This window comes from Streptomyces sp. NPDC005496 (assembly GCF_042872045.1).
Classification (GTDB): Bacteria; Actinomycetota; Actinomycetes; order Streptomycetales; family Streptomycetaceae; genus Streptomyces.
The window spans coordinates 18,366-30,509 of the sequence record NZ_JBIAJQ010000007.1; the positions used below are offsets into that span (position 1 = coordinate 18,366).

7 protein-coding genes are annotated in these 12,144 nt (G+C 72.3%); 3 read left to right on the forward strand and 4 right to left on the reverse strand.

Annotation, left to right across the window (positions count from 1 at the left end; translation table 11 throughout):
* Nucleotides 1-254: 254 nt before the first annotated feature.
* Nucleotides 255-1,187, reverse strand: coding sequence for a hypothetical protein (locus ACFYQQ_RS21840; RefSeq protein WP_388904992.1), 933 nt, complete (start codon nucleotides 1,185-1,187; stop codon nucleotides 255-257).
* A gap of 116 nt (nucleotides 1,188-1,303) precedes the next feature.
* Here ACFYQQ_RS21840 and ACFYQQ_RS21845 point away from each other — a divergent pair, with 116 nt between their 5' ends.
* Nucleotides 1,304-1,885 carry a TetR/AcrR family transcriptional regulator gene (locus ACFYQQ_RS21845; RefSeq protein WP_355779148.1) on the forward strand — a complete coding sequence of 194 codons (582 nt, stop codon included), beginning with the start codon at nucleotides 1,304-1,306 and terminating at the stop codon, nucleotides 1,883-1,885.
* A 185-nt stretch (nucleotides 1,886-2,070) separates the two neighbouring features.
* On the opposite strand, the gene mfd is transcribed toward ACFYQQ_RS21845, so the two are convergent.
* The 3 genes from mfd to ACFYQQ_RS21860 form a co-directional block, all read right to left on the reverse strand.
* Nucleotides 2,071-5,601 carry a transcription-repair coupling factor gene (mfd, locus tag ACFYQQ_RS21850; RefSeq protein WP_355779145.1) on the reverse strand — a complete coding sequence of 1,177 codons (3,531 nt, stop codon included), beginning with the start codon at nucleotides 5,599-5,601 and terminating at the stop codon, nucleotides 2,071-2,073.
* Between the two features lie 556 nt (nucleotides 5,602-6,157).
* Nucleotides 6,158-8,722: an ABC transporter permease gene (locus ACFYQQ_RS21855; RefSeq protein ID WP_388904993.1), complete on the reverse strand. Its 2,565-nt coding sequence runs from the start codon at nucleotides 8,720-8,722 to the stop codon at nucleotides 6,158-6,160.
* Nucleotides 8,719-9,507 carry an ABC transporter ATP-binding protein gene (locus ACFYQQ_RS21860; protein WP_356164021.1) on the reverse strand — a complete coding sequence of 263 codons (789 nt, stop codon included), beginning with the start codon at nucleotides 9,505-9,507 and terminating at the stop codon, nucleotides 8,719-8,721. The genes ACFYQQ_RS21855 and ACFYQQ_RS21860 overlap by 4 nt, the downstream gene beginning before the upstream one ends.
* A 414-nt stretch (nucleotides 9,508-9,921) precedes the next feature.
* Between ACFYQQ_RS21860 and ACFYQQ_RS21865 the strand changes: the two genes are divergently transcribed.
* Entirely contained in the window at nucleotides 9,922-11,490 is a 1,569-nt protein-coding gene (locus ACFYQQ_RS21865; RefSeq protein WP_388904994.1) for an MFS transporter, read from the forward strand.
* 196 nt (nucleotides 11,491-11,686) lie between these two features.
* The gene (locus tag ACFYQQ_RS21870; RefSeq protein WP_355793274.1) at nucleotides 11,687-12,130 is read left to right on the forward strand and encodes a DUF485 domain-containing protein; all 444 of its coding nucleotides are present in this window, start codon (nucleotides 11,687-11,689) and stop codon (nucleotides 12,128-12,130) included.
* Nucleotides 12,131-12,144 lie beyond the last annotated feature (14 nt).

A 12,144-nucleotide genomic window follows, 5' to 3' on the forward strand; every position in this document is an offset into this window, starting at 1 on the left:
ACTCCCTCGGCTCTGACGCTTCGGCCTCGGAGGGGGAGGTCAGCCGTCCGGGAGGTTCGTCTCCCCGGGCGGCTTCGTCTTGCGCGGGGCGTGTGGCGCCGGGGCGCGGGGTACTCCGTGGCGCGGGTGGCGCGCCACGTGTCGACAACTCCCCCCATTTGGACGCCGTATTGGACCTCACTCAGCCCAACAGACCTCACCCATCCCCACCTTCGACTCCGACGGCGCCATCGCCACCCCGGCTCGACGCCCCGTCAGACCTTGCCTATCCCCAACGTCGTCTCCGACGGCAGGAGTCCCGAGCCGAGGACCGCTACCCAGAACTCGCCGAGGAGTTCGGCAAGGCGGGCGGTGGCATCGGGGCCGAGGAACCGCCACGGCGCGGCGGCCAGTTCGTCCGTGTGCCGCTCGACCCGGCGGCGCAGCTCCCGGCCCGCCTCCGTGGCGGTGCCGTCCTCGGCCAGGAGGCCGCGGGACACGAGCCGCCGGTGCGCCGCGGCCCACTCCTCGTCGCTCCAGCCGCGGCTCTCGAACCGCTCCCGGGAGGCCGCGCCTATCGCCGCGAACGACACGAGCGACTCGACCGGGTCCAGTCCGGCGACGAGCAGCGCCGCCAGGTGCCCGTCCCCGCGATGCTCGCGCAGGATCGTCGCCGCGTGCCACAGCTGGAGGTGCGGCGCCTCGGGCCAGGCCAAACCGGCGTTGGCGGCGGCCAGCGGTCGGCCCGCGGTGTTCGCGGCCTCGGCGGCACGGCGGGCCAGGGCGGCGGCCTCGGCCAGCTCGGGACTGGCCGCACGGTCGCCGAATATCGCCTCGTAGGCCCGGCCGACGGCCCGCACCCGCGCCGCCAGCACGTCCCCCGGACTCACCCGGTCCCACACGGCGTCCATGTACCGGGCGACCATGCGGGGGCTGAAGCTGTAGAAGGCGGACGCGACCTGCCCGGCGCCGACCGCTCCCAACGGGGCGGCGCGGAAGGGGAAGTAGCTCGGCCAGCGCTCGTCCGTGCCGAGGCCGAGCGCGGCGGCCTCCTCGAAGGCCTCCGGCGCGTAATAGAGGACGGCGTGCAGCGGCTCCAGCAGATGCCACAGCTGCCGGACCCGGCTCGGCTCCACCCCGCTCTCCGGCAGCGACTCCCCCGCCACTGGACCGCCCACCGCTTGTGCCTCGCTGACGCTCTTCGACATGGCCCCACTCCCCGTCGCGAATCCCCGTCGGCCCACTCGGCCACAACTTGACACTGACAAGATTGCCCGAGCCCCACCGAACTTGTCAATGCCTAGATCCCGCGTACGCTGCTGCCATGACCAGTCGTGAGTCCGAGGACCGCCCCCGCTACCACCACGGCGATCTGAGGCGCGCGATCCTGAGCGCCGCCCTCGACGTCATCGCGGCCGACGGCCCGTCCGCGCTGAGCCTGCGGGACCTCGCGCGCAGGGCCGGCGTCTCGCACGCCGCGCCCGCCCACCACTTCAGGGACCGCACGGGCCTGCTCACGGCGCTCGCGGCCGAGGGCTTCGCCCTGCTGGCGGACGCGCTCGCGGAGGCCGCCGACCTGCGGGACGCCGGGGTCCGCTACGTACGCTTCGCCCGCGAGCATCCGGCGCACTTCCAGGTGATGTTCACGCCCGGTCTGCTGCGCGAGGGCGATCTGGAGCTGACGACGGCGCGGGCGCTGGCCGGGGAGCGGCTGCGTGCCGCCGTCGCCGCCGTACCGTCCGAGGGCAGGGGCACCGACGCCCGCCTCGCCGGAGTCGCCGCCTGGTCCCTGGCGCACGGCTTCGCCACGCTGCTCCTCGGGCACAACCTGGACGGTCCGGTCGGCGACCAGGACCCCGAGGAGGTCTTCCGCGCCCTGACGGGCCTGCTGTTCCGACCCGGCTGACGAGCCTGCCGTTCCGATTCGGCTGACGCGAGAACGCCCCGCCCCCCTCGGAAGGGGACGGGGCGTCGGGACTCCCCCTTGGAGCCGGGCTCCCCTCGGACGGGGACGGGTGTCGGCCCTCCCCCTTGGGGGACGGGGCACCGGAACTCGCCGAACGCTCCGGTACAGGAGAGTCGTAGGCCCGCCTACGACCCCAGCACCGTCGTGAGGAACTCGCCGGTCCAGCCGAGCAGGTCGCGGCCGACGAGCGGTTTGCCGCCCACCTTCGCCGTCTTGGGGCGGGGGACGAGGAGCTGGTGCGCGGTCGGCTTGATGACCGTGCCCGGGTACAGGCGCTTGAGGCGCAGCTCCTGCGACTCGCGCAACTCCGCCGGGGCGAAGCGGATGTTGGTGCCCTGCAACACGATCTCGCCGACCCCGCAGGCGCGCGCGAGCATCCGCAGGCCCGCGACCAGCAGCAGGTTCTCCACCGGCTCCGGCAACTTGCCGTAGCGGTCGACCAGTTCCTCGCGGACCGCCTTGATGTCCTCCTCCGTGTTGGCGGAGGCGATCGCGCGGTACGCCTGCAGCCGGAGCCGCTCGCCGGGCGCGTAGTCGTGCGGGACGTGCGCGTCGACCGGCAGCTCGATCTTGACCTCCAGCGGCGGTTCCTCCTCCACGCCCCCTTCGAGGGAGGCGCGGTAGTCCGCCACCGCCTCGCCCACCATGCGGACGTACAGGTCGAAGCCGACGCCCGCGATGTGGCCGGACTGCTCGCCGCCGAGCAGGTTTCCGGCGCCGCGGATCTCCAGGTCCTTCATCGCCACGTACATGCCGGCGCCCATCTCGGTGTGCTGGGCGATCGTGGCGAGACGCTCGTGCGCGGTCTCGGTGAGCGGCTTCTCCGGCGGGTACAGGAAGTACGCGTAACCGCGCTCGCGGCCACGGCCCACCCGGCCGCGCAGCTGGTGCAGCTGCGAGAGGCCGAAGTTGTCGCCGCGCTCCACGATCAGCGTGTTCGCGTTCGAGATGTCGATGCCGGACTCGACGATCGTCGTCGACACCAGCACGTCGAACTTCTTCTCCCAGAAGTCGACGACGACCTGCTCCAGGGCCTGCTCGCCCATCTGTCCGTGCGCCGTCGCGATCCGCGCCTCGGGGACGATCTCCCGCAGCCGCGCGGCGGCCCGGTCGATCGACTCGACCCGGTTGTGGATGTAGAAGACCTGTCCCTCGCGCAGCAGTTCGCGGCGGACGGCCGCACCGATCTGCTTCTCCTCGTACGGCCCGACGAAGGTCAGCACCGGGTGGCGCTCCTCCGGCGGGGTGGTGATCGTCGACATCTCGCGGATGCCCGTGACGGCCATTTCGAGCGTACGGGGAATGGGGGTGGCCGACATCGTCAGGACGTCGACGTTGGCGCGGAGCTTCTTCAGCTGCTCCTTGTGCTCCACGCCGAAGCGCTGCTCCTCGTCCACGATGACCAGGCCCAGGTCCTTGAACTTGGTCTCGGAGGAGAACAGCCGGTGGGTGCCGATCACGATGTCCACCGAACCGTCGCGCAGACCCTCCAGGACGGCCTTCGCCTCGCTGTCCGTCTGGAAGCGGGACAGGGCGCGCACGTTCACCGGGAACTGCGCGTACCGCTCCGAGAACGTCCCGAAGTGCTGCTGGACGAGGAGTGTCGTCGGGACGAGCACGGCGACCTGCTTGCCGTCCTGCACCGCCTTGAACGCGGCCCGCACGGCGATCTCCGTCTTGCCGTACCCCACGTCGCCGCAGATCAGGCGGTCCATCGGGACCGTCTTCTCCATGTCCTCCTTGACCTCGGCGATGGTGGTCAGCTGGTCCGGGGTCTCCGCGTACGGGAAGGCGTCCTCCAGCTCGCGCTGCCAGGGGGTGTCCGGGCCGAACGCGTGCCCGGGGGCGGCCATGCGGGCCGAGTACAGCTTGATCAGGTCGGCCGCGATCTCCTTGACCGCCTTCTTGGCGCGCGCCTTGGTCTTCGTCCAGTCGGCGCCGCCCAGCCGGTGCAGCGTGGGCGCCTCCCCGCCGACGTACTTGGTGATCTGCTCCAGCTGGTCGGTGGGGATGTAGAGCCGGTCGCCGGGCTGGCCGCGCTTGGCGGGCGCGTACTCCACGACCAGGTACTCGCGGGTCGCGCCCTGGACGGTGCGCTGCACCATCTCGATGTACCGGCCCACGCCGTGCTGCTCGTGGACGATGTAGTCGCCCGCCTCCAGGGTGAGCGGGTCGATCGTCTTGCGGCGGCGGGCCGGCATGCGCGCGCCGTCCTTGGTCGCTGTCCGCTGCCCGGACAGGTCCGTCTCCGTCAGGACGGCGAGCTTGAGCCGCGGGTCCACGAAGCCCTGGTCGATCGAGCCGCAGGAGACGTGGACGAGGGAGGGGCTGATGTCGGTGAGGTCGCTGTCGAGGCGGGCCGCGATGCCCTCGCCGCCGAGGACCTCGACGGTGCGGGCGGCCGGGCCGTGGCCCTCGGTGAGGAAGACCGTGCGCCAGCCGTCCGAGATCCAGCCCTTGGTGTCGGCGAGGGCGCGCGCGGTGTCGCCGCGGTAGCTCTCGGGGGCGTGCATGCCGAGCTTGAGGGTGGCCGCGTCGAGCTCCTCGTCGGCGGCGAAGGGGCTCACCGACCACCACATCATGCCCAGCTCGCGGGCGCGCTCGCGGACGTCCGCGATGGACCACAGCGAGGCGGCGTCGACGTCGATGGGTGCCTCGCCGCCGCCTGCGGTCGCCGCCCAGGACGCCTGGAGGAACTCCTGCGACGTCGCCACCAGGTCCGAGGCCCGCGTCCGCACCCGCTCCGGGTCGCACACGACGGCCATCGAGCCCTGCGGCAGCACGTCGAGCAGCAGCTCCATGTCGTCCACCAGGACCGGCGCCAGGGACTCCATGCCCTCGACGGCGATGCCCTCGGCGATCTTGCCGAGCAGTTCGTCCAGCTCGGGGTGCTCCTGGGCGAGGGCGGCGGCGCGCTGACGTACGTCGTCGGTGAGCAGCAGCTCGCGGCAGGGCGGGGCCCACAGGCCGTGGTCGGCGACCTCCAGGGACCGCTGGTCGGCGACCTTGAAGTAGCGGATCTCCTCGATGTCGTCGCCCCAGAACTCCACGCGCAGCGGGTGTTCCTCGGTGGGCGGGAAGACGTCCAGGATGCCGCCGCGGACCGCGAACTCGCCGCGCTTCTCGACGAGCTCGACCCGGGAGTACGCGGCCGCGGCGAGCGCCTCGACGACGCGGCCGAGGTCGGCGCTCTCGCCGGTGCGCAGGGCGACGGGCTCCAGGTCGCCGAGGCCCTTGACCTGCGGCTGGAGCACCGAGCGGATGGGGGCGACGACGACGGAGACCGGGCCGGTCTCGGGGTCGTCCTGCCTCGGGTGCGAGAGACGGCGCAGGACGGCCAGGCGGCGGCCGACGGTGTCGCTGCGGGGGGACAGCCGCTCGTGCGGCAGCGTCTCCCAGGAGGGGTACTCCACGACGCCGTCGGGCGGCAGCAGGGAGCGCAGCGCGGCGGCCAGGTCCTCCGCCTCGCGGCCGGTCGCCGTCACCGCGAGCACGGGGCGGCCTGTCTCGCGGGCCAGGGCGGCCACCGCGAAGGGGCGGGCCGCGGAGGGTCCGACCAGGTCGACGTGCATGCGGTTTCCGTCGGCGGCGGCCTTCACCGCTTCCGCGAGGGCGGCGTCCTTGACGACGGCGTCGAGCAGACCGTGCAGGCTCATGAAGGGCAATCCCGTCCGGGGGTGGGCAACGCGAAGCGCCCGGCGCGAGGTCTGGCCGGGGGCCTCCAGCGTACGTCGGTGCGGCCGGCGGTGCCGTGCCTGTGGATGACGGCCCCGGCCCTGGCGTCCCGGGCCGGGGCCCCTCTTGGGGGTGTCCGTCCCGCCGGGGGTCCCCGTCCCGTGGTGGGTCTCCGGCCCGCGAGAGTCCCCGTGCCGCCGGGGGCTCCGTCCCGTGGTGGGTTGTCCGTCCCACGGTGGGGGCTGATGTCCCTGGGGGCTGCGCCCCCAGACCCCCCGTCGCGCTGCGCGCTCGTCCTCAAACGCCGGACGGGCTGAAATTCTCCCCCGTGCTCGACGGCGGACCGGCTGGAATGGCCTCGTGCTCGATGCCGGACCGGCTGGAATGTCCCCTCTGGCACCCGCTCGCCCGTCCTCAGACGCCGGACCGGCTGAAATTCTCCCCCTCGACAACGAAAGCGGCCCGGCCCGGTCCCGGGGAGCCGTGGCTCTCCGGGACCGGGCCGGGCCTGTCCCCCGTGACCCCCGTCCGCGGGGGCTACTCGGTGGCGATGGCGTTGAGGACGTTCATGCGGCCCGCGCGGAACGCCGGGATAAGGGCGGCGAAGAGGCCCACGAAGGCGGATCCGACGAAGACGCCGATGATCGTCGGCCAGGGGATGTCGAGGACGTTGAGGCCCTCCAGGGCGAGGAGCTTCTGTGCCGTGGCGCCCCAGCCCATGCCGAGGCCGAGGCCGAGGAGGGCGCCGAAGAGGGCGATGACGACGGACTCCAGGCGGATCATGCGGCGCAGCTGGCGGCGGGAGAGGCCGATGGCGCGCATCAGGCCGATCTCCCTGGTCCGCTCGACCACCGACAGGGCGAGGGTGTTCACCACGCCGAGGACCGCCACGATGATCGCCAGGGCGAGCAGGCCGTAGACCATGTTGAGGAGCTGGCCGATCTGGTCCTTCAGTTCCTGCTTGTAGTCGGTCTGGTCGCGGACCTGGTACTGCGGGTAGTCGTGCAGCGCCTTCTTCAGCGCCGCGTACGCCTGCGTCTCCTGGCCCTTCTCGGCCTCGGCGAACATGATCGAGTTGGGCGGGACCTGGTCGGCCGGGAGGTACTTCTCCATCGTGTCGATGCTGATGTAGCGCACGCCCTTGTCGAGGACGCCTTCGTCGTCCGTGATGGCCGCGACCTGGAGCTTCGCGGTCCGGCCGCCCTTGAAGGCGACGGTGAAGGTGTCGCCGACGTGCACGCCGTGCTTCTTCGCGTAGTCGGAGCCGACGGACATGGCGTCCTTGCCGTAGGCGGCGGATAGTTCGCCGGCCGTCACGGGGCGGCGCAGGTCCTGGGCGTACGTCGGGTCGGCCGCCGTCACCTGCGAGGTGTCGGTGGTGCCGTCGGGAGCGGTGAGGGTGGCGTTCACCTCCTTGTAGCGGGTGACGTGGGCCAGGCCGGGGCTGTTCCGCATGGCCTTCTCGGCCTGCGGGACGATCCGCTGGTTGCCCTGGACGATGAAGTCCGCGCCGACCGACTTGTCCAGCTCGCTGGTGGCGGAGGCGACCATCGAGGAGCCGACGACCGAGAGGCAGGCGACCAGGGCGAGGCCGATCATCAGGGCCGCGCCGGTGGCGCCGGTGCGGCGCGGGTTGCGCAGGGCGTTGCGTTCGGCGAGCCGGCCCACCGAGCCGAAGGGCCGCAGCAGCACGGCGCTGAGCACCCGTACGACGCCGCCGGTGAGCAGCGGGCCGATGATGACGAAGCCGATCAGGGACAGCACCACGCCGGCGCCCAGCATGAGCGAGCCGTCCTTCGCCTTGTCGGCGCCCGCCGCGGCGAACAGGGCGAAGACGCCCGCGCCCGTCAGGAGGAGCCCGATCAGGCCGCGCACCAGGCCGGCCCTGCCGTCGGCCGGCGTGCCGGCGTCGCGCAGCGCGGCCATCGGGGAGATCTTGCCGGCGCGGCGGGCCGGCAGGTAGGCGGCGAGGACGGTGACGACCACGCCCAGGACGACTCCGGCGATGGGGGTGGCCGCCTTGACGGTCAGGTCGTCGGTGGAGAGGTTCATGCCGGCCGCCGACATGAGCTTCATCAGGCCGATCGCGATGCCGACGCCCGCTCCGACGCCGAGGACCGAGCCGACCACGCCGAGCAGCAGCGCCTCGACCAGTACGGAGCGGTTGACCTGCTTGCGGGAGGAGCCGATGGCCCGCATCAGGCCGATCTCGCGGGTGCGCTGGGCGACCAGCATGGAGAAGGTGTTGATGATCAGGAAGATGCCCACCAGGAACGCGATCCCGGCGAAGCCGAGCATGGCGTACTTGATGACGTTCATGAACTCGCCGACGTCCTTGCGGTTCTCGTCGGCGTTCTCCTTGGCGGTCTGCAGCTTGTAGGTGCCGTCCAGGGTCTTGGCGACGTTCGCCTTGAGCCGCGTGTCGCTGACGCCGGGGGCGGCGGTGACCAGGACGTGGGTGAACCGGCCGGTGGCGCCGAGGAGTTCGCGCTGGGCGGTGGCGGTGTCGAAGTAGACGACCGTGGCGCCGGGGTTGGTCACCTTGAAGGCGGCGATGCCGCTGATCCTGGCCCGGAAGTCACCGGCGACGGAGATCGTGCGCAGTTCGTCGCCGAGCTTCAGGTGGTGCTTGTCGGCGGTGTCGGCGTCGACCATCACCTCGGTGGGGCCGCGGGGCGCGTGTCCGGAGGCGATCTCCATGGACCTGAGGTCGTTCTTCGTCCAGTTGCCGGCGATCGTCGGGGCGCCGCTGTCGGAGCCCATGTTCTCGTTGTCCTTGTCGACGACGGTCACGTTCATCGAACTGACCGCGCCCTCGGCCGACTTGGCTCCGTCGGCGCCGGCCGCCTGCCGTACGGCGGACGCGGGCAGCGACTCGGGCTTGCCGTTCTGCGGGGTGTCGTCGCTCTTGGCCTCCTTCGGTGAGACCGTGACGTCGGACGCGGTGGTCGCGAAGAGCTTGTCGAACGTCGTGTTCATGGTGTCGGTGAACACGAGCGTGCCGCAGACGAACGCCACGGACAGCAGGACGGCGACGGCCGACAGGGCCATGCGTCCCTTGTGCGCGAGGAAGTTGCGCATCGAGGTCTTGACGACGGTCATGACGTCCGTCCCCGGGCGTCGAAGTCCTTCATGCGGTCCAGCACGGCTTCGGCGGTGGGCCGGTGCATCTCGTCGACGATGCGGCCGTCGGCCAGGTACAGCACGCGGTCCGCGTACGAGGCCGCCACCGGGTCGTGCGTGACCATCACGATGGTCTGGCCGAGCTCGTCGACGGAGCGGCGCAGGAAGCCGAGGACCTCGGCGCCCGCACGGGAGTCGAGGTTTCCGGTGGGCTCGTCACCGAAGATGATCTCGGGCCGGGCGGCGAGGGCACGGGCCACCGCGACGCGCTGCTGCTGGCCGCCGGAGAGCTGGGTGGGCCGGTGCTTGAGGCGGTCGCCGAGGCCGACGGTCTCGACGACCTGGCTCAGCCACGCCTGGTCGGGCTTGCGGCCCGCGATGTCCATCGGCAGCGTGATGTTCTCTATGGCGTTCAGCGTCGGCAGCAGGTTGAACGCCTGGAAGATGAAGCCGATCCGGTCCCGGCGCAGCTGGGTGAGCTTCTTGTCCTTGAGGCCGGTGATCTCGGTCTCGTCCAGGAAGATCTGCCCGGAGGTGACGGTGTCGAGTCCGGCGAGGCAGTGCATCAGCGTCGACTTGCCGGACCCCGAGGGGCCCATGATCGCGGTGAAACGGCCCCGCGCGATGTCGACGTCGATGTGGTCGAGAGCGACGACGCGGGTCTCCCCGGAGCCGTACGCCTTGACGACCTGCCGCGCCCGGGCGGCAACGGCCGTACGCCCTCCAGTGCCCCCGTGCCTGGGAATGGTCACAGCCGTTGTCACGGTAAGTCTCCTATGTCGGTCGGCGGTTGAGCATGGCGGTGCCGCGCGTCGTCGGCGGTACTGCCGGGCGGGTCCCGGTGCTGCCCGGGTTCCGGTCGCTCGGTACGTCGTTCAGTCTGGTGGCCGCAGGGGGTCCGGCGCGCTGGTGCCCAGCGCACTCTTCACCTGGGGAAAACCCCACCCCCGCAGGTGCGGTCCGCAGGACCCGGGCGGGCAGCGGACCGCTCCGCAGCGGCGTAAAGCCAGGTTAAGGACCGCCGGGTGCCCCTCTCGTCCTCCGGCGGTACGAACCCTCCCCGAGCCGTAGTACGGAGGTCCCCCTAGGGGCTCTCCACCCTCCGGTGGAGTCCTTCTCGGGGTCGTCTCCACCTCCGGGCCCTACCGGCGTCCACCCTCCCGCCGCGGGGCGGCCGGATGAGAAGGTGTCGGGGGCCGATAGATGCAGGGGGAAGGAATCCAGTGGGCCAGGGGGAGACGGACACACCGGCCGCGCGGGCCGGCGCACCGGCGGACGGACCGGCGGAGGCCCGCCGGCGGCGGGCGGTGGTCGCCGCTCTCATGCTCGCCATGGCGCTCGCGGCGCTCGACTCCACCATCGTCTCGACCGCCGTGCCGCAGATCGTCGGCGACCTCGGCGGCTTCTCCGTCTTCTCGTGGCTGTTCTCGGGCTACCTGCTGGCGGTCACCGTCACCCTGCCGGTGTACGGCAAGCTCTCCGACACCTTCGGCCGCAAGCCGGTGCTGGTCGCGGGCGCCGTCCTGTTCCTCGCCGGCTCCCTGCTCTGCGCCGCCGCGTGGAACATGGCCGCGCTCATCGCGTTCCGCGTCGTGCAGGGGCTCGGCGGCGGCGCGCTCCAGGGCACCGTCCAGACGCTCGCCGCCGACCTGTACCCGCTGAACGAGCGCCCGAAGATCCAGGCCAGGCTGTCCACGGTGTGGGCGACGTCGGCGGTCGCGGGCCCCGCGCTGGGCGGGCTCCTCGCGGCGTACGCGGACTGGCGCTGGATCTTCCTGATCAACCTGCCGATCGGCGCGCTCGCCCTGTGGCTGATCGTCCGTCACCTCCACGAGCCCGAGCGCGTCGCCCGCCGGGAGCGGCCGCGGATCGACTGGGCGGGCGCGCTCGCCGTCTTCGCCTGCGGCGGCGTCCTGCTGACGGCGCTGGTGCAGGGCGGGGTCGCGTGGGCGTGGCTGTCGGGGCCGTCCCTCGCCCTGTTCGGCACGGGACTGGCCCTCGTCGCGGTCGTCGTCCTGGTGGAGCGGCGGGCGGCCGAGCCGATCATCCCGGGCTGGGTGTGGCGGCGCCGGACCATCGCCGCGGTCAACCTGGCGCTCGGCGCGCTCGGGCTGCTCATGGTCGCGCCGACCGTGTTCCTGCCGACGTACGCGCAGGCGGTGCTCGGTCTGGCGCCGGTCGCCGCCGGATTCGTGCTGTCGGTGTGGACGTTGAGCTGGCCGGTGTCGGCGGCGCTCAGCCAGCACGTGTACCGGCGGATCGGCTTCCGCGACACGGCGATGCTCGGGATCGGCGTCGCCGCGCTCCTGCTGCTCGCGTTCCCCTTCCTCCCCTACCCGGGCGAACCGTGGCAGCCGGCTCTGCTGATGCTGCTCCTCGGCGGCGCGCTCGGCCTCTTCCAGCTCCCGCTGATCATCGGGGTCCAGTCCACCGTCGGCTGGGAGGAGCGCGGCACGGCCACCGCCTCCGTGCTGTTCTGCCGCCAGAGCGGGCAGACGGTCGGCGCGGCCCTGTTCGGCGCGGTCGCCAACGGGGTGCTCGCGGCCCGCCTCGGCGGGGCGGGCGACCTCGACTCGGTGACCCGCGCACTGGACTCCGGCCGCGCCGACGGCCACCTGAGCAGGGCGGTCGCCGCCGCCGTGCACGCCGTCTACCTGGGCGCGGCCGGTGCGGCGGCCCTCGCCTTCGTGGTCCTGCTCGTGCTGGCGCCGCGCCGGTTCCCCGTACTGGAGAACCAGGGGAGCTGACCGCGGGACGGTCCGCGGGCGGACGCCGGACGGTGGGGTTAACGCGGGTAACACCGCAGGTCACCGAAGTAAGCGCGTACCGACCACTCAGTTTGCGGAAAGTGCCGCGCGCGCCGGATACCTGCGAGTAGCGTGCCTCGCTCACCCCCCGCTCCCTGCGGTCCGCGAGGACCCGAGCCACGCAAGGAGAAACGGGATGCCAGACGCGTTCTCGTCCCCCGAGTACCAACCGAACCAGCAGTTCCCGTACAACTCCTCACCCTCGTACGCCACCTACCCCTGGGAGCCGCCGCCCGCCCCGCCCGCGCGGGCACGCCGGCCGCGCCACCACGCGCTGGGGCAGCACAGCGACATCCGCCTGCTGCGGAGCGCCTACCGCTGGCAGCGCCGCGTGGCCACCCTCACCGCGCTCGGCTACTTCGTGCTGTTCCTCCTGCTCTCCGCGTTCGTCCCCTCCCTGATGACACGGAGCGTCTCCGGCGGCCTGTCCGTCGGTCTGCTGCTGGGAGTGCTGCAAGTCCCGGTCACCTGCCTGGCGATCGGGGTGTACGAGTACACGGCCCGGCGGCGCGTCGACCCGATCGCCGACCGGATCCGCAGACAGTCCGCGCTGGACGTCAGACGGGAGGAGTCGCGGTGACCGGGTTCAGCAGT